14 protein-coding genes and 1 tRNA gene are annotated in these 17,017 nt (G+C 61.3%); 8 read left to right on the forward strand and 7 right to left on the reverse strand.

What is annotated here, in order from left to right:
- Nucleotides 1–67 precede the first annotated feature (67 nt).
- From KZO83_RS12140 to KZO83_RS12150, 3 genes are all read right to left on the reverse strand, one after another.
- Nucleotides 68–904, reverse strand: coding sequence for a protein NO VEIN domain-containing protein (locus tag KZO83_RS12140; RefSeq protein WP_247620999.1), 837 nt, complete (start codon nucleotides 902–904; stop codon nucleotides 68–70).
- A gap of 268 nt (nucleotides 905–1,172) precedes the next feature.
- Nucleotides 1,173–2,726 carry a Na+/H+ antiporter NhaC family protein gene (locus KZO83_RS12145; protein WP_247621000.1) on the reverse strand — a complete coding sequence of 518 codons (1,554 nt, stop codon included), beginning with the start codon at nucleotides 2,724–2,726 and terminating at the stop codon, nucleotides 1,173–1,175.
- 102 nt (nucleotides 2,727–2,828) lie between these two features.
- The gene (locus KZO83_RS12150) at nucleotides 2,829–3,692 is read right to left on the reverse strand and encodes a YicC/YloC family endoribonuclease (protein WP_247621001.1); all 864 of its coding nucleotides are present in this window, start codon (nucleotides 3,690–3,692) and stop codon (nucleotides 2,829–2,831) included.
- Between the two features lie 163 nt (nucleotides 3,693–3,855).
- Here KZO83_RS12150 and rph point away from each other — a divergent pair, with 163 nt between their 5' ends.
- Nucleotides 3,856–4,578, forward strand: coding sequence for a ribonuclease PH (gene rph, locus KZO83_RS12155; protein WP_246972158.1), 723 nt, complete (start codon nucleotides 3,856–3,858; stop codon nucleotides 4,576–4,578).
- A gap of 78 nt (nucleotides 4,579–4,656) precedes the next feature.
- Here rph and KZO83_RS12160 read toward each other — a convergent pair whose 3' ends face one another.
- Entirely contained in the window at nucleotides 4,657–5,424 is a 768-nt protein-coding gene (locus KZO83_RS12160) for an exodeoxyribonuclease III (protein ID WP_247621002.1), read from the reverse strand.
- A gap of 57 nt (nucleotides 5,425–5,481) precedes the next feature.
- On the opposite strand from KZO83_RS12160, the gene pyrE reads away from it, so the two are divergent.
- From pyrE to KZO83_RS12190, 6 genes are all read left to right on the forward strand, one after another.
- Nucleotides 5,482–6,204: an orotate phosphoribosyltransferase gene (gene pyrE, locus KZO83_RS12165; protein WP_248287599.1), complete on the forward strand. Its 723-nt coding sequence runs from the start codon at nucleotides 5,482–5,484 to the stop codon at nucleotides 6,202–6,204.
- A gap of 80 nt (nucleotides 6,205–6,284) precedes the next feature.
- The gene (locus tag KZO83_RS12170) at nucleotides 6,285–6,839 is read left to right on the forward strand and encodes a YfaZ family outer membrane protein (protein ID WP_247621004.1); all 555 of its coding nucleotides are present in this window, start codon (nucleotides 6,285–6,287) and stop codon (nucleotides 6,837–6,839) included.
- Between the two features lie 97 nt (nucleotides 6,840–6,936).
- Entirely contained in the window at nucleotides 6,937–7,431 is a 495-nt protein-coding gene (trmL, locus tag KZO83_RS12175; RefSeq protein ID WP_247621005.1) for a tRNA (uridine(34)/cytosine(34)/5-carboxymethylaminomethyluridine(34)-2'-O)-methyltransferase TrmL, read from the forward strand.
- Nucleotides 7,428–9,485, forward strand: coding sequence for a DNA helicase Rep (gene rep, locus KZO83_RS12180; protein ID WP_247621006.1), 2,058 nt, complete (start codon nucleotides 7,428–7,430; stop codon nucleotides 9,483–9,485). The genes trmL and rep overlap by 4 nt, the downstream gene beginning before the upstream one ends.
- Before the next feature lie 46 nt (nucleotides 9,486–9,531).
- On the forward strand, nucleotides 9,532–10,377 hold the full coding sequence (locus tag KZO83_RS12185) for an HpcH/HpaI aldolase/citrate lyase family protein (RefSeq protein WP_247621007.1): 846 nt from the start codon (nucleotides 9,532–9,534) through the stop codon (nucleotides 10,375–10,377).
- 21 nt (nucleotides 10,378–10,398) lie between these two features.
- A tRNA-Arg gene (locus tag KZO83_RS12190) sits at nucleotides 10,399–10,475 on the forward strand.
- Nucleotides 10,476–10,618: 143 nt separating this feature from the next.
- Here KZO83_RS12190 and KZO83_RS12195 read toward each other — a convergent pair.
- The 3 genes from KZO83_RS12195 to KZO83_RS12205 form a co-directional block, all read right to left on the reverse strand.
- Nucleotides 10,619–12,004: an FAD-binding oxidoreductase gene (locus KZO83_RS12195; RefSeq protein WP_247621008.1), complete on the reverse strand. Its 1,386-nt coding sequence runs from the start codon at nucleotides 12,002–12,004 to the stop codon at nucleotides 10,619–10,621.
- A gap of 223 nt (nucleotides 12,005–12,227) precedes the next feature.
- Entirely contained in the window at nucleotides 12,228–13,742 is a 1,515-nt protein-coding gene (gene arfA, locus KZO83_RS12200; RefSeq protein ID WP_247621009.1) for an arabinosylfuranosidase ArfA, read from the reverse strand.
- Between the two features lie 36 nt (nucleotides 13,743–13,778).
- Nucleotides 13,779–15,185 carry an MFS transporter gene (locus KZO83_RS12205; protein WP_247621010.1) on the reverse strand — a complete coding sequence of 469 codons (1,407 nt, stop codon included), beginning with the start codon at nucleotides 15,183–15,185 and terminating at the stop codon, nucleotides 13,779–13,781.
- 386 nt (nucleotides 15,186–15,571) lie between these two features.
- Between KZO83_RS12205 and dbpA the strand changes: the two genes are divergently transcribed.
- Nucleotides 15,572–16,966: an ATP-dependent RNA helicase DbpA gene (gene dbpA, locus KZO83_RS12210; RefSeq protein ID WP_247621011.1), complete on the forward strand. Its 1,395-nt coding sequence runs from the start codon at nucleotides 15,572–15,574 to the stop codon at nucleotides 16,964–16,966.
- Nucleotides 16,967–17,017 lie beyond the last annotated feature (51 nt).

Raw genomic sequence — 17,017 nt, forward strand, 5'->3', positions numbered from 1 at the left:
TCGAGGGTGAGTAGTGATTTCGACTCCGTGGGTGACGGTTGGCGGTTGTCCCTTGAATTCGATTTTGTCAGCGAACCCCGGCGCGATAGCTTTCGGGCTCCAGCCACAGATGGTCGCGCAGATCGCCCTGGAGGCAGAACATCCTCGGCTGGTCACGGAAGCTGAAGAGCCGATAAAGGTAGTAGTGTGCAGCGTTTTTACCTGAGCAATCCAACTCGTTGGGCGAGAGAAAGAAGGCGCACTCCTTGGCGAAGGCGGTGGTCTTGACCTCGATCAGGCGTTCGCTGCCGTCGGAGGAGAAAGAACGAACATCGAAGCCCATGCCGTCGCCCTGGGTAATGGCGACATGTTCCACCGCTTCGGCGAACTTTTGAGCTCCCTCGGCCATCAGTCGTTGGCGCTCGTAGGCAAGCACGAAGCACTCGCCTGCATGCCCTAGCTCACGGTTGCGGGCCTCGCGAGCGAGATAGTCGCGTTTCACGACATAGCTGCCCTGCATTTCTTGTACCTGAGAAGTCGCTTTAGGGGGAGCAACGACTAAGCCTTCGAGGGTTTCGGGTGTATTGTCAATGACGGGGCGTTCTGCCGCTGATAGGGCCGCTCGATCAAAAACTTCACTGCGTAATAAGCGCTGCTCGACGCATTCTGCCAAGATTGCTTGATAGTTACTCCGTGGTTTGTACCCTGCCACGTAGGGGCAGCCGGCATCGCGAAGTACTGCGCTAATGTTGCAGTGTTTGAATTCGATAGAACCTGAGCTTCGCTTGGGTAAACGCTCTGCCAACTGACGATTGAGGGCTGCTTTGTTGTAGCGCTGATGGCTCAATTCCGCGATCAACATTTTGCGGTAGGTGTCGACGATGGACGCGATTTCATCGAGGGACCATGAATCTTCACGGGGCATTTAATTAACCCGACATTCTTTATTTAAGATGAATCGTTTTTTATCACGACTTATATCGAGAGTGACCAGCGAGATCACCAAGACTTCACCCTTCCTGATCTTGCATACACTCGAGGTGGACGTCGTATTTCGTCACGCCATCTACGAGTCCGTACGGTATCAGGTTATCGTTGCGGCAATAGGATTGCCAGACCACGGTTCCGTACCGACGCTCCAGTGTCCGATGGCCTGCGAGGCGGGGGTAAGGCCCCCGCCCGCCGGACCATGGTCAGCTAGCTGAGTCGTACTGTGCCGATGCTTTCGGGCCCCATGCCCAACGCAATACAAGCACCACCGTAAACAGTGCGGCCACCCCGCTGAGTCCCCCTATCCAGGCTGAGTCCGTCAGCCCGGCGACGAAGAAGGCGATGATGCCGGATGTTCCTGCGCTCATTGCATAGGGTAATTGGGTCCGTACGTGGTCGATGTGGTCACATGAAGAGCCGGCCGATGAGAGGATGGTGGTATCCGAAATCGGCGAGCAATGATCGCCGAAGATACCGCCGCTGAGCACAGCGGCAATGGCCAATGATAGTGACATGTCCATTGCAGCTGCCACCGGCATGGCGATGGGAATCATGATCGCGAAGGTGCCATAGGAGGTTCCGGTGGTGAAGGCGACGAGCGAGCCGATCAAGAACAGCAAGACGGGAATCAGGCTCGGCGCGATGCCGGCCTGGGCCAGCGTGACCAGGTAATCTGCAGTGCCCAGCTGCGAGGTCACGCTACCGATCGACCAGGCCAGGGTGAGAATGATGTAAACCAGCGTCATGCTCTTGATGCCGGTGACCACCAGATCCATCGCTTCGCGAAAATCGAACAGTCGCTGTTGCAGTCCCATGCCCAGCGCTACGCTGACCGCCAGGAAGGTCGCGATCAGGATCGATAGACCGCCCTCGGCTTCTCCCATCGCCGTGATCAGGTCGTTCTCGGGGAAGTTGCCGGTCCACAGGAACAGGGGCGGAATCATTCCCACCAGCACCAGGGTCGGCACGAGCATGTTGCGCTTGCGCGAGCTCTCTTCGGCAACGCCCAGCATCTCGGTCGCTTCGCGATCGGACGGCGGCTGGGCGTCATCCGCCAGCAGCTTGCCACTCACCCGTGCGCGCTGCTCGGCCTTGGCCATGGGGCCGAAATCCGATTGGGTAACGACGATCACCAGAATCAACAGCAGCGCCAGCCAGGCATAGAAATTGAGCGGAATCGACGACAGGTATATCAGATACTCAGAGCCCGTCATGTCCATCTCGCCAAGCTGGGTGCCGATCAGCCCCATGACGAACACCACCCAGGTGGATACGGGCCCCAACAGGCACATGGGGGCCGAGGTCGAATCGACGATGTAGGCGAGCTTTTCTCGCGAGACGCGCATGCGGTCGGTGATCGGCCGCATGACGCTTCCCACCGTCAATGCATTGAAATAGTCCTCGAAGAAGATCAGCACCCCGAACCCCAGTGTGGCGCCCTGGGCTCCGCGCGGCGAGGCCACCTTGGAGGAAATGGCGCGGGCGATGGCATGGGCACCGCCGGTTCGCTGCAGCACGGTGATGAGTACCCCGAACAGGCCGCAGTAGATGAGAACGGTGGCGCTCCACTCATCGCCTACGCTGGGGATGATGAAATCCGCGAAACTATCGTAGAGCCCGGCTGCCGGGTTGCCACCACTGAGCATTGTCGCCCCCAGCCACACCCCACAGAATAACGCGGGAATCACGTTGCGCGTCACCAGCGCCAGTATAATCGCGAGCAATGGAGGGAACAGGGAAAACAGGCCAAAGGACATGAAGCGTCTCCATCATGTAATTGTTGTGCGTCGTATCAAGAACGGGGCGGCAGGCCCAACCATTGGAAGGGTGTTCCCGGTCCGCGTTCGATCGCGTGGACTTCACTCCAAATTCTGGATCTGCTCGCGCATCTGTTCGATCAACACCTTCAGCTCCACCGCGCAGCGGGTGGTGTCGGCGACGATGGATTTCGAGGAGAGGGTGTTGGCTTCGCGGTTGAGTTCCTGCATCAGGAAGTCAAGGCGACGGCCGACGGGGCCTTTTTGCGTGAGCTGACGCTCGACCTCGGCCACGTGAGTCTCGAGGCGGTCGAGCTCCTCGGCGACGTCGGCCTTCTGGGCGAGCAGGGCGATTTCGGTCTCGATACGCTGTGGGTCGAGTTCGGCCTTGAAGGCATTCAGGCGGTCGGTCAGCTGCTGGCGCTGGTTGTCCAGAATGGCGGGCAGGTGCGCGCGAACCTCGGCCACCAAGTCGCGAATGCCGGCCAGCCGCTCGCGAATCAAGGCCGCGAGACGCTCGCCTTCTCGGGCGCGGCCGGCGATCAGGTCGTCCAGTGCGGCATCGAAAAGTGCGTGCGCGGCATGCTGGACACGCTCGAGGTCGAGCCCGTCGCTTTCGAGCACGCCGGGGTGATCGAGTAGCGCCAAGGCATCGGGCATGGCGGCGTCGGGCACCTGTGCGCGCACTGTTTCCAGCGCCTGGGCCAGAGTGGCTAGGCGTGTCTCGTTGACGTGGAGCGTGGTGTTGCCGTGAGTCGGTTCGAATCGCAGCGTGCATTCGACCTTGCCGCGTGAGAGGTGCTTGCGCAGCGCATCGCGATAATGCGGCTCGAGGTCGCGCAGGCTATCCGGCAGGCGGAAATGCGGTTCCAAGTAGCGCTGATTCACCGAGCGCAACTCGAGCTGCAAGCTGCCCCAGTCGGCGTCCTGCGTCTGCCGGGTGAAGGCGGTCATGCTGTAAGCCATGCGATTCTCCTGCGCTGCGAAGCCAGTCTTTAATCTTGCAGTCTAACCGATTCACGGTCCGCTTGAGGCTTGCTTGAGTGTAGAATGCGCAGATTGCTGCGGCGTGGCCGCGACGTGATTGTTTTGAACTTGGTTTTTTCGATCGACGATGCAGAGAGGTGGTATGCGCCCGAGTGGACGACAGCCCGATCAACCCCGTGAGATTACGCTCGAGCGGGGCTATACGCGCCATGCAGAAGGTTCCGTTTTGGTGAGCTTCGGTGATACCAAGGTGCTGTGCAATGCCAGCGTCGAAGCCGGCGTGCCGCGTTGGCTGCGCGGTAAGCATCAGGGGTGGGTCACGGCGGAATACGGCATGCTGCCGCGCGCGACCCACACCCGTGGCGGACGTGAAGCCACGCGGGGCAAGCAAGGCGGTCGCACGCTGGAAATCCAGCGTTTGATCGGCCGTTCGCTGCGCACCGTGGTGGATCTCAAGAAACTCGGCGAATTCACGATCACCGTGGATTGCGACGTGATCCAAGCCGATGGCGGCACACGCACGGCCTCGATCACCGGCGGCTGCGTGGCGTTGGTGGACGCGATCCATCACTTGCAACGCGAGAAGCTGATCAAGAAAGATCCCTTCAAGCAGCTTGTGAGCTCGGTGTCGGTGGGTATCTTCAAGGGCCAGCCAGTGGTCGATCTCGACTATCCCGAGGACAGCACGGCAGGCACCGACATGAACGTGGTCATGGCCGAGGATGGCGGCTTGATCGAGGTGCAGGGCACCGCCGAGACGGCGACGTTCACTCGTCAGGAGCTCAATGCGATGCTCGATCTGGCCGAAGGCGCCGGAAGTCAGCTGTTCGCCCATCAGCGCGAGGCGCTGGGCTTTCGCGACTGATCGCGGACGATAGCATACGCCAAGAACGCACGACGCCGGCCTAAGGCCGGCGTCGTCGTTTGCGCGGGACCGGCGACGTTACAGGTCGAGATCGTACTCGACGATGAGCGGCGCGAATTCGGAGAAGGTCGCGTCGCGGTCGATCCAGGCATCCACCACGTGGCGGCGGAATTCGGGGCCGACGATCTGATAGTCGAGACGCCAGCCTTCCTGACGCATGCGAGGCACGTCCTGATCGAGCTGGGGCCACCAGGTGTACTGGCTGGCATCGCGATTGATTTCGCGGAAGGTGTCGATATAGCCCATCGGCCCGAAGACCTGGTCCATCCACGCGCGCTCTTCGGGGCGAAACCCGGGGGTGGTCTGGTTGTCGGCCCAGTTGGCGAGATCGATGGTCTTGTGCGCGATGTGCCAGGTGCCGCAGATGATGTACTCGCGGCGTTTTTTCACCATCTTGCTGAGATATTCCTGGTACTGATTCATGAAGGACTGCTTAGCCTCCATGTCGCTACCGTCGGGCATCAGGAAGCTGGCGATGCTGAAGCGATCGTAATCGGCCTGCAGGAAGCGCGCTTCGTTATCGCACTGGGGAAAGCCCAGCCCGTACATGATGGCCTTGGGAATCTTGCGGCAATAGAGTCCTACACCCGAGAAACCGTCTTCCTCGGCATCCAGGAAATAGCCTTCGTATCCCTCGGGGAAAAGAATGCTGTCGTCGAGTTCGAAGCTTTTGGCCTTGAGATTCTGGACGCAGATGACGTCGGCGTCTTGGTTGGCCAGCCAGTCGAGAAACCCCCTCCCGACCGCTTCGCGGATTCCGTTGACATTGATGCTGGCGATTTTCATACATGGTCCCTTTTTCGTCGCGCGTGTATGATACCTGAGCTTTCGACGTTTAGGTAAATGTGTAATAGCGATCAGGGTGATAGGGAGTCCGGCGTGACCGCGCAACTGCAATCATATCAGCAGGAGTTCATCGAATTCGCCATCGAAGAAGGTGTGCTCAAATTCGGTGAATTCACCCTCAAGTCTGGGCGGGTCAGCCCCTATTTCTTCAACGCCGGTCTATTCAAGAGCGGCCGCGCCCTGGCGCGTCTGGGCCGCTTCTATGCGCAGGCCATCGCGCATAGCGGGCTCGAGGCGGACGTGCTGTTCGGCCCTGCCTACAAGGGCATCCCGCTGGCGGCGACCACGGCCGTGGCACTGGCCGATCATCATGACCGCGACTTGCCGTTCGCGTTCAACCGCAAGGAAGCCAAGGCTCACGGCGAAGGTGGCAACATCGTCGGCGCCGCGCTTGCCGGGCGGGTGCTGATCATCGACGACGTTATCACTGCGGGTACCGCGATCCGCGAGGTCATGGAGTTGATCGATGCCGCCGATGCCCAGGCGGCGGGCGTGGTCATAGCCCTCGATCGTCAGGAATGCGGCCAGGCCGAAGAGGGCGCTCAGCGCCGCAGCGCTATTCAGGAGGTCGAGGCACGCTACGCTATGCCGGTCGTGAGTATCGTCACGCTCGACCAGGTGCTGACCTATCTCGAAACCCATGCCGGCAACGACCTCAAGCCCCATGCCGAGGCCATTCGTGCGTATCGTGATCGTTACGGCGTGCGGCTCGACGGATAAGGTTTGAAAACGGCGTTTCTAAACTGATGCGATTATGCCATAGTGGTGGCAGTGTTCACCATCTTTTGCGGGAGTCCCCCATGATCAAGTCACTCGGTTTCGCGCTCACTTCCGCCGGCCTCCTGCTGGCCAGCCAGCAGGCCATGGCGCTCAGCGTTTCTGCCAATGCGGGCGCCGACTCACAGGGGGTCGAGGCGAGCCAGAGCATCTTCCCGACCCTGCGCGCCAGTGTCGGCTACTTCACCTCGGACGATAGCGGTCATGACGCCGATACCTACTCCGGATCGTTGATGTTCTCGCCGTATCTGCCGCTGGTCGACCTCTCGGTGGGCGCGCGCTATCAATACCAGGATACGCACTTCGGCGACGGTGGCGGCGTCGGTCTCGGCGGCTCGGCCTACGTCGATACGCCGATTCCGCTGACCTCGGTGGGCGGCTACGGCTTTTATACGCCGGATGGCCTGAGCCATGGCGACATCGAGAAGAGCTATGAGTACGGCGCCCAGGCGCGAGTCAATGTCGTCTCGCAGACTTATCTCTATGGCGGCTATCGTTATTATCGCACCGACTTCGACGAGAGCGGTGAGCATACCCTCGACAGTGGACCGGTAGTCGGCGTCAGCGTCGGCTTCTGACGGCGCCGGGCGCTGTAGAAAGCAATGATCGGCGTCCCATTCGGGGCGCCGATTGCGTATCATGGGGGCTCATCGCCGCCATGGCACAGTGATCCTCATGCTCGATATCGTACTCTTTGAGCCCGAAATTCCGCCCAACACGGGCAATCTCATCCGTTTGTGCGCCAATACCGGCTTCCGCCTGCATCTGATCGAGCCATTGGGCTTCGCGCTCGACGACAAGCGTCTGCGACGCGCGGGCCTCGACTACCATGAGTGGGCGAGGGTCAAGGTACACGCCGACTGGAACGCTTTCCACGAAAGCGTACAGCCGGCGCGCGTGCTGGCGGTGTCCACGCGCGGCCGCACCGGCTATCACGAGGTCGCCTACCGGGAAGGCGATGCCCTGGTCTTCGGCCCCGAGACCCGCGGGCTTCCACAGACCATGCTCGATGCCTTGCCGCCGGCGCAGCGGCTGCGCATTCCCATGCTGCCCGACAGCCGCAGCCTGAACCTGTCCAACGCCTGCGCGATCCTGGTCTTCGAAGCCTGGCGCCAGCTCGAGTTCGCCGGGGCGGGGATCGCCGATACGAGTATGGCACCCACGTCATGAGCACTACGCCCTCGATTCGCCAACGCCTCGCCAAGCTCAACCCCCGTCAGCAGGAAGCCGCGCGCTATATCGACGGCCCTTGCCTGGTGCTGGCCGGCGCCGGGTCCGGCAAGACCAGCGTGATCACCACCAAGATCGCCTACCTGATCCAGGAATGCGGGATGAGCGCGCGCAAGATCGCGGCGGTGACCTTCACTAACAAGGCGGCGCGCGAGATGAAGGAGCGCGTGGGGGAGATGCTCCAAGGGCGCGAGGGCCACGGCCTGACGGTCTCGACCTTCCATACCCTGGGACTCAACATCATTCGCGGCGAGCTGAAGACGCTGGGCTACAAGCCGGGCTTCTCGCTGTTCGACCCCGAGGACGCCAAGGCACTGCTGCGCGACTTGATGCAGAAGGAAGCGGATACCGACGCTGAGCAGATCAACGCGGTGCAGGGGCAGATTTCCCAGTGGAAGAACGATCTGGTGCTGCCGGGGCAGGCGATCTCGCACGCCGCGGATGAAGACACCCAATACGCGGCGCGGGTGTACGAAGCCTATAGCCGGCATCTCAAGGCCTACAACGCGGTCGACTTCGACGACCTGATCCTGCTGCCGGTGGTGCTGCTGCGCGATAATCCCGACGCCTTGGCCCGCTGGCAGCGCAAGATTCAGTACATGTTGGTCGACGAGTATCAGGACACCAACGTTAGCCAGTATCAGCTGGTCAAGCTGCTGATGGCCGAGCGCGCCACCTTCACCGTGGTCGGCGACGACGACCAGTCGATCTACGCCTGGCGTGGCGCGCGCCCCGAGAACCTGGTCACCTTGGGCGAGGACTTCCCGCGCCTGAACGTCATCAAGCTCGAACAGAACTACCGCTCCACCGGTACCATTCTGCGCGCGGCCAATACCCTGATCGGCAACAATCCCCACGTCTACGAGAAGACCTTGTGGTCGGAGATGGGCCAGGGCGATGCCATTCGTGTCATCGTCAACCGCCACGAAGAGGCCGAGGCCGAGCGCGTGGCCAGCGAGATCCTCACCCGGCGCATCAAGGAACGTGCCGAATGGCGCGATTTCGCGGTCCTTTACCGGGGCAACTTCCAGGCGCGGTTATTGGAGCTCAAGCTTCAGCATTACCAGATTCCCTACAAGCTCTCTGGCGGCACGTCGTTCTTCTCGCGCAATGAAATCAAGGACGCCATGGCGTACCTGCGCCTGTTGATCAATCCCGGCGACGACAACGCCTTCCTGCGCATCGTCAACGTGCCGCGTCGGGAAATCGGCCCGGGGACGCTGGAGAAGCTCGCCAACTACGCCACTGAGCGCAGTATCTCGTTGTTCGCCGCGTGCCACGAAATCGGCCTCGAACAGGTGCTGCCCACGCGTGCGGTGGAGCGCCTGTCGCGCTTCACGCACTTCATCGACGGCGTGCGCCGGCGCATGGATCAAGGCGATGCCATCGCGGCGATTCGCGACATGCTGCGCGAGATGGATTACGAGGCCTGGCTGTTCCAGAACGCCAGCGCCCCGACCATCGCCGAGCGGCGCATGGCCAATGTGTGGACGCTGGTCGACCAGCTCGAAAAGTCGATGCATCGCGATGACGAAGATGGCGATGCATCCGAGGAGACCGATGACGTACAGTCGGCGATATCACGCTTAGTGCTGCGCGATATCCTCGAGCAGCAGGCCGAGGAGGACGACTCCGACCGGGTGCAGTTGCTCACCATGCATGCCTCGAAGGGGCTGGAGTTCCCGCACGTCTACCTGATGGGACTGGAAGAAGAACTGCTGCCGCACCGCAATGCGATCGAAGCCGGCACCATCGAGGAGGAGCGGCGCCTCGCCTACGTCGGCATCACCCGGGCGCGGCGTACGCTGACGCTGACCCTGGCTCGCCAGCGCAAGGCCTACGGCGAGCTGCTGGACTGCACGCCCAGTCGCTTCCTCGAGGAACTCCCGCCCGACGATCTCGAATGGGAGGGTCGCGCCGACAAGGAAGACCCCGAGAAGAAGCAGGCGCGCGGCAAGGACGCCATCGCCGGTCTGCGCTCGTTGCTGGGATAGCGCGCCATTGCCTTAATGCCCACCGCGTCATTCGACGGAGCCTTTTATGAACCCGCACGCCCTGCGCTCGCTACTGTTCGTCCCGGCCACTCGGCCGGACCGCATCGCCAAGGCCTTGGCCAGCCCGGCGGATGCCGTGATCGTCGATCTGGAAGATGCCGTGGCCGACGGTGACAAGACCGCGGCCCGGGATGCCCTGGCGGCCTTTCTGGCGGACAATCCGCAGGCCTCGCTCGTGGTGCGCGTGAACGCACCCGATTCCCCGCATCATGCGCTCGACCTGGCGCTGTGCGCGCGTCATATGGCCGTCACGCACCTGCTCGTACCCAAGGCCGAAGCCGTCCCAGCGCTGGAGCAGGCCGCCGCCTGCGGCAAACCGTTATGGCTGCAGATCGAAACCGCGACAGGGCTGCTGGCGTTGCCCGGCCTGGCGGGCATGGCCGGCGTCGAGCGGCTGAGTTTCGGGGCCCTGGATCTGATCACCGAGCTGGGACTCACACCCGAGACGCCGGGCGCGCGCCAAATGCTCGACCAGGGACGCTACCAACTGGTGGTCCACTCGCGCGCGGCGGGCCTGGCCGCACCGCTCGAAAGCCCGCATCCGGCCATCGACGACACGGATGCCGTGGCGCGAACGGCCGTTCACGCCAAAGAGATGGGTTTCGCCGGCATGCTATGCATTCACCCCCAGCAATTGCCCGTGGTCAACCAAGCGTTTTCGCCCAGCGAGGCCGACGTCGACTGGGCCAGACAAGTGGTCGACGGTGCGAACCATCAGGCAGGCGCGTTCAGCGTCGCGGGCCAGATGGTCGATGCGCCAGTCGTCAGCCGTGCCCGGGGCATTCTCGCCAAGCACGAGGCGGGTGTTCGCGGTGGACAACACCTGCCCTGACACAGTAGGATATGCCGCGTTCCGCCCTTAGCTCAGCTGGATAGAGCGTTGCCCTCCGGAGGCAAAGGTCGAAGGTTCGAATCCTTCAGGGCGGGCCAAGAATATCTAAAAGCCCGCGAGTCATCTCGCGGGCTTTTTCTTTTCTCTATTCCCCCTCCTGAATAGGCGTGGCAATACAGATGCCGTTTGAGTCCCTCAGTTCGGGATGATGACAACCCTCATGGTTTGGGCATAAGGGCATTTAGGCCGGACGGATGTTCTGGTTGACACGGAAAATGTTTGCCGGATCGAACTTCTTCTTGAGCTTTGCCAATCGCTCGTAGCTCGTACCGTAGGCGAAAGCGACGCGATCGCTCTCATCCCCGGTCAGGAAGTTGATATAGGCGCCACTGCTGGCGAAGGGTTGTGAGCGAGCAAAGAATTCACGTGCCCAGGCAATGCAGTGTGCGTCCTCGGCGGCCGTTTCCCATCGCGCATGCACGTTCAATACGTAGTTGGCATCACGGTTTGAGTAGGCCATTGCTTCGGGAAGTGCTCGGCGTGTCTGGCCTCCGATCGTGGCGATGAATATCTCGCATTGCGAAGACGGTAATGCACTGGCGTATTCGATGATGGCATCGATCGGCCCTTCGTCGAGGGTCGAGAAATTATGTGTTTTCCAGTAGTTGCGGGCACCTGGGGTCAACAGTGGGTCGAAAGCCTGTTGCCAGTCGGTATATGGCTGTATACCAATGTGCTCGCCGTAGGCGGTGCCGAATTCGCGCAGCGGCGCGATGTGTGTCTCGCCTTCGGCGGGATCGCCGGCGTAGCACATGGCGAGGGCGACGATCTCTTTGCCGTGGACTTCCTCAGGCAGAAAGGGCAAGGGAGGGGCCTGGCGAGTGATCATCCACACGTTGAGTTCGTCCGGCATCGTTTCGGTGAAACGGGCAAACTGTGTGATGACCGCTTTCGCTTGGTCGAAGGGGAAAACGATAAGACCGCATAGTACGTTGGGTCCCACCGGATGCAGTTGGTACTCGAAACGGGTCACGATACCAAAATTACCGCCTCCGCCGCGCAGTCCCCAGAAAAGGTCGGCGTTTTCCGATTCACTGGCGTGTAATTCTTGACCATCGGCTGTAATCACCTCCATAGAGAGTAGGTTATCTATGGTCATGCCGTACTTTCGGCTGAGCCAACCGAAGCCCCCGCCCAGAGTTAGACCGGCCACTCCCGTGGTGGAGTTGATGCCTAACGGTGTGGCGAGGCCGTACGCTTGGGCGGCGGCGTCGAAATCGGCGAGGGTACAGCCTGGCTCGACGGATCCGTGTTGACGCTCTGGGTCGATATTCACCTCCTTCATCAGTGAGAGGTCGATCATCAGTCCAGCATCGCAGACAGCGTTGCCTGCGATGTTGTGACCGCCGCCGCGTATGGAGAAGGACAAGTCGTGCTGGTGAATGAAGCGTAAGGAATGGACCACATCTGCAGCTGAAGTGCAGCGGACAATCATGGAAGGCCTGCGATCAATCATGGCATTCCAGATTTGGCGAACTTCGTCGTATTGCGGATCGTCGGGGAGAATCACGCTTCCCGCGACATTGGTCTTGAACTCCTTTAGTTGGGTCTGTGAAAACTGGCTCATAGCAACCACCGTTACGTATGCCACGGGGCACACACCAAAGGCAGCCCCGGGCGGGGGAGAGGAATACGACCAGTCTGGCGATTAGCCTTATGCCTCACAGTGATCCCATGATTGGCATTTCGTCAGTGGATAAGCACAGTATAGGTGTGAATGTCAACAATCTCCTTTTGTTTATGCTCTTCCATCTTAATGTGTCTGCAGTAGGGCTTGGGGAGCGGATATCTCACTCGGCCACTTCCAGCCGCACCATGTGATAACTCAACGGTGTGAGCGCGCCCTTGAGCGCGGAGCCGTCGACGGTGAGCCCTTGGCCGGGCGTGGGCTGAATATGGCCGGGCCGCTCGGCGGTATTGGCCGCTTTCATGTCGGGATAGTCGATGCTTTGATGCTCTATGAGCCGGCAGGATGTGAAGCCGCCCAGGTCGACATCGAACTCGAGCGAATCGCTGGGATGACGGTTGACGATGAACAGGGCGATGGTGCCCTGGGCTTCGTCGTGCACGGCTGAAACATCCAGATAGGGGACGTCACCGAGTTCATTCACTGGATAGGTCGGGCTGTCGACGGCCAGTCGCAGGGCCTTGCCACGGCCAAAGCGGGAAGCGAAATACAGCGGGTAGAAGATTGTCTGACGCCAGGCGCTGCCGCCACTTTCGGTCATGATCGGTGCGATGACGTTGACCAACTGCGCGATGCAGGCGATGCGCACGCGATCGGAGCGGCGAATGAAGGTGTTGAGCACGCAGCCGATCAGTAGCGCATCCTCGACGTTGTAGGCGTCCTCGAGTATCGCCGGTGCGAAGGGCCAGTCGTTGCCCTGCAGGATGCGTTTGTCGCGCTCGGTGCTGTGATACCAGACATTCCACTCGTCGAAGCAGATGTGCACGTCTTTGGTGGAGCGCTTCTTGGCCTTGATGTAGTCGATCACGCCGGCGATCGAGCCGATGTAACGGTCGAGCTTTTCGCTGAGCGCCAGGTAGCTACCCAGGTCGTCGGCGTAGTTGGTGAAGTACATGTGCAGTGAGATGTAGTCGACCGTCTCGTAGCAGTGGTCGAGCACGGTGGCTTCCCACTCGGGGTAGCTGGCCATGTCAGGGTTGGAGGAGCCGCAGGCGACCAGTTCGAGGCTGCTGTCGTAGGCCTTCAGCGCCTTGCCGGTTTCGTTGGCGAGGTGGCCGTATTCGTCGGCGTTCTTGTGACCGACCTGCCAGGGGCCGTCCATCTCGTTACCCAGGCACCACAGCTTGACGTTCCAGGGTGCCTGGCGGCCGTTGCGGATCCGCAGGTCGCTCCAAGCGCTGCCCTCGGGATGGTTGACGTATTCGAGGAAGTTGCGGGCAGCGTCGATACCGCGCGAGCCGAGATTGACCGCCAGCATCATGTCGATGCCGGCCAGCTCGCACCAGTCGGCGAATTCGTGAATGCCCACTTGGTTGGATTCGCGACTGTGCCAGGCTAGATCGAGGCGTACCGGGCGCTCATCGCGGGGGCCGATGCCATCTTCCCAGTTGTAGGCGGAGACGAAGTTGCCGCCCGGGTAGCGCACGATGGGCGGCGCGAGCTCCTTGACCATGTCCAGCACGTCGCGACGGAAACCGTCGTCGTTCGCCTCGGGGTGGCCGGGTTCGTAGATGCCGCTATAGATGGCCCGGCCCATGTGCTCGAGGAAGGCGCCGTAGAGGCGCTCGTCGATCTCGCTGATGACGAAGTCGCGGTGCAGGGTGACGCGAGTATGCATGTCAGGCTCCTTGTAGCGGGGAAAACAGGTTTGAAATCAGGTATAGGCCGGATCATCGGCAGACGGCGCACCCGGGGACGAGGGGGAGGCAGCCTGTTCAGGCCGACGGGTCTGGAGAGCGCCCCGAACCTGGTCCATATCATCGTCATTCAGGCCGAATAGGTATGTGGCCCAGAACATCAACAGGCAGACCAGCGCCGGAATCAGAGTCAGTAGTAGCGTGATGACGAGTAGCGCTGTGTCGCTCTGCTGATCGACATTGGCCTGGTAGCCGCCCCAGGAAAGCAGAAAGCCGATCATGCCGCCGGAAACGGCTAGCCCCATTTTGAGAAAGAAGAGATTGCCCGCGAAGGAGACCCCGGTATTGCGCTGCCCGGTTTTCCATTCGCCATAATCTTCGGCATCTGCCATCAATGCCCAGGAAATCGGTGCGCCAATGCCGTGCATGAAACTGACCAGTACGAACAGTACCGTCGCCACGATGCCCCACTGCCCAGGCACGAAGAACAGCAGGCACGAGGACGCGATCAAGGCCACGGTACTTGCTTGAAACACGATGCGTTTGCTGATGCGCTGACTGAACCGCGGCGAGAGCGCGGTCCCGGCGATGCTGGCGAGTGCCCCCGCGGTAATGAAGACGGAGATGCCGGTGGTGCCGAAGCCCAACACGTAGGTGGCGAAATAAATGGCAGCCCCCTGACGGAGGAAGAACTGCAGCGCTTGGAGGAAAGTAACGCCCAAGATGATGCGCCATTTGATATTCATGGCCAGTGACTTGAGTGTGGCCGTCAGCTTTTCCTGTTTTTGTAGGGGCGGATGAACACGCTCTCTTACCGTGGCGAAGCAGAAGCCGAACATCGCAAGCGCGATCACGGACATGATGGCCATGGTGTATTGAAAACCCTGAGTCTCATCGCCGCCGCCGAGTAATTCGACCAGCGGCATCAAGCTGCTGTTGAGAATCAGGTAGGCCACGCCGACGAGGATAAAGCGCCAGGACTGAAACGATACTCGCTCACGGTGATCGTCGGTGATCACACCGCCCAGCGCGCAGTAGGGAATGTTCACCGCCGTGTAGAGGAGCGACATCGCGAAATAAGTGGCGAAGGCGTAGCCGATCTTGGCCGACTCCGACCAGTCGGGGGTGGTGAACATCAGCACGCAGGAAGCGGCCAAGGGCACGGGAACAAGCAGGATGTAGGGGCGGAATCGCCCCCAGCGGCTGCGTGTGCGGTCGGCTAGCGCCCCCATGAGAGGATCGGTGATGGCATCCACGAAGCGCATGGAAATGAAGATGGTACCCACGATGGCCGGCGAGATGCCGTAGACATCGGTATAGAAGTAGGAGAGATACATGACCACGGCGGCAAAGGTCATGTTGTTGCCGGCGTCACCCATGCCGAAACCTATCTTCTCCATCACGCTGAGCTTGGCGTTACGCATCGCAGGCTCCCGAGAGCTGGTTCTTTATTGAGCCTGCGAAGCGTAAGCGCTTAATTGGCATTCTATCTAATATATGTATTTCTTGTTTTTGATACTTAAAGAGTTATTGATGAAACGAGAGCGGGCGATTACAAACACTTCTGTATGTGATGCGACCAAAGGTGCGCGACGAAAGTGGGGGCCAGGTAACGCATGCTTGCTGGCCGGTTTCTGAATAATGGTGTTCCGTGCCCTTCGATTCTGGATCGCTATCACTTGCTTGTGCGCACGCTACTGGCGCGATTCTGTTATCCTGCCGCCATTCCATCCTTGGCCATTGCCCCCGCTATCACACGCCACCCATTCGCGCGTATGGCGTGGCCAGCTTCACGACAGGATTTGCCGCCGTGTCCGATTCGCCATCATCCGATTTCGCCACCTTGCCGCTGGCGCCCGCACTGCTCTCTAACCTGGATTCGTTGGGTTATCACGCGATGACACCGATCCAGGCCGAGAGCCTGCCGGCGATACTTGCCGGGCGCGACGTGATCGGTCAGGGCCAGACCGGCTCGGGCAAGACGGCGGCGTTCGGCCTGGGGGTGCTCTCAAGACTCGAGACCAAGACGTTTCGCGTGCAGGCGCTGGTGTTGTGTCCGACCCGCGAGCTGGCCGATCAGGTCGCCGGTGAGGTACGTCGGCTGGCGCGCGGGCTGGGCAACGTCAAGGTGCTGACGCTATGCGGCGGGGCGCCGCTCAAGCCGCAGCGCGATTCGCTGGAACATGGCGCGCATGTGGTGGTGGGCACGCCGGGGCGGATCGAGGAGCACCTGCGCAAGGGCTCGCTGACACTCGGCGCGCTGACCACGCTGGTGCTGGACGAAGCCGATCGCATGCTCGACATGGGCTTCCAGGCGGCGATCGAGACGATCGTCGGCCAGACGCCGACCTCGCGTCAGACGCTGTTGTTCAGTGCCACCTACGGCGAGGGCATCCGGCCGGTCGCCGAGCGTCTGATGCGTGAACCGCTCGCCGTGGAGGTCGCCTCGACGCATGACGACACCAGCATCCGTCAGCATTTCTTCCGGGTCGCCGACGAGGAGGCTCGCCTGCCGGCGCTGGAGCGGCTGTTGCTCAGCCATCGCCCGGAGTCCAGCGTGGTGTTCTGCAACACCAAGCGCGAGACGCAACAGGTCGCCGAGGCCCTGAACGCGGCGGGCTTTTCCGCGCTGGCGCTCAATGGCGATCTTGAGCAGCCCGACCGCGACCGCATCTTGGCGATGTTCGCCAACAAGAGCGTGTCGGTTCTGGTCGCCACCGACGTGGCGGCGCGCGGGCTGGACATCGATGCGCTGGATGCGGTGTTCAATTACCAGATCGCCCGCGAACTCGAGGTTCACGTACATCGCATCGGGCGTACCGGCCGGGCCGGTGGGCGCGGGGTGGCCTGTACACTGGTCGCCGAGGGTGAGCGCTATCGACTCGAAAAGCTCGGCGACTTCCTCGGCGAGCCGCTGGCCTGCGAACCGCTGCCGACGCTGCGCGGCAATCCGCAGCCCTTCACGCCGCGGATGACGACGTTGCAGCTCGGCGCCGGCAAGAAGCAGAAGGTACGTCCGGGAGACATTCTCGGCGCCTTGACCGGCGAGGGCGGTATCGCCGGCGACCAGGTCGGCAAGATCCAGATCACCGAGCGCAGTGCCTTCGTCGCCGTCGAGCGCGAGGTGGCCCGTGCTGCGCTCGATCAACTCGTCAATGGACGGATCAAGGGGCGGTCGTTCCGGGCGCGCCGCGTCACTCGCTGATTTCCCGATGGTGCTTCTGATGCTTGCCCCGATTACCGGCGCCTACTATGA

Origin of the sequence: Chromohalobacter moromii, assembly GCF_023091865.1 — a bacterium.
Taxonomy (GTDB): domain Bacteria; phylum Pseudomonadota; class Gammaproteobacteria; order Pseudomonadales; family Halomonadaceae; genus Chromohalobacter; species Chromohalobacter moromii.

What these genes read in the sequence shown, in the direction of transcription:
- KZO83_RS12140 (WP_247620999.1), bottom strand. Translation starts at nt 904, where the DNA reads ATGCCCCGTGAAGATTCATGGTCCCTCGATGAAATCGCGTCCATCGTC.
- KZO83_RS12145 (WP_247621000.1), bottom strand. Translation starts at nt 2,726, where the DNA reads ATGTCCTTTGGCCTGTTTTCCCTGTTCCCTCCATTGCTCGCGATTATA.
- KZO83_RS12150 (WP_247621001.1), bottom strand. Translation starts at nt 3,692, where the DNA reads ATGGCTTACAGCATGACCGCCTTCACCCGGCAGACGCAGGACGCCGAC.
- rph (WP_246972158.1), top strand. Translation starts at nt 3,856, where the DNA reads ATGCGCCCGAGTGGACGACAGCCCGATCAACCCCGTGAGATTACGCTC.
- KZO83_RS12160 (WP_247621002.1), bottom strand. Translation starts at nt 5,424, where the DNA reads ATGAAAATCGCCAGCATCAATGTCAACGGAATCCGCGAAGCGGTCGGG.
- pyrE (WP_248287599.1), top strand. Translation starts at nt 5,482, where the DNA reads ATGTGTAATAGCGATCAGGGTGATAGGGAGTCCGGCGTGACCGCGCAA.
- KZO83_RS12170 (WP_247621004.1), top strand. Translation starts at nt 6,285, where the DNA reads ATGATCAAGTCACTCGGTTTCGCGCTCACTTCCGCCGGCCTCCTGCTG.
- trmL (WP_247621005.1), top strand. Translation starts at nt 6,937, where the DNA reads ATGCTCGATATCGTACTCTTTGAGCCCGAAATTCCGCCCAACACGGGC.
- rep (WP_247621006.1), top strand. Translation starts at nt 7,428, where the DNA reads ATGAGCACTACGCCCTCGATTCGCCAACGCCTCGCCAAGCTCAACCCC.
- KZO83_RS12185 (WP_247621007.1), top strand. Translation starts at nt 9,532, where the DNA reads ATGAACCCGCACGCCCTGCGCTCGCTACTGTTCGTCCCGGCCACTCGG.
- KZO83_RS12195 (WP_247621008.1), bottom strand. Translation starts at nt 12,004, where the DNA reads ATGAGCCAGTTTTCACAGACCCAACTAAAGGAGTTCAAGACCAATGTC.
- arfA (WP_247621009.1), bottom strand. Translation starts at nt 13,742, where the DNA reads ATGCATACTCGCGTCACCCTGCACCGCGACTTCGTCATCAGCGAGATC.
- KZO83_RS12205 (WP_247621010.1), bottom strand. Translation starts at nt 15,185, where the DNA reads ATGCGTAACGCCAAGCTCAGCGTGATGGAGAAGATAGGTTTCGGCATG.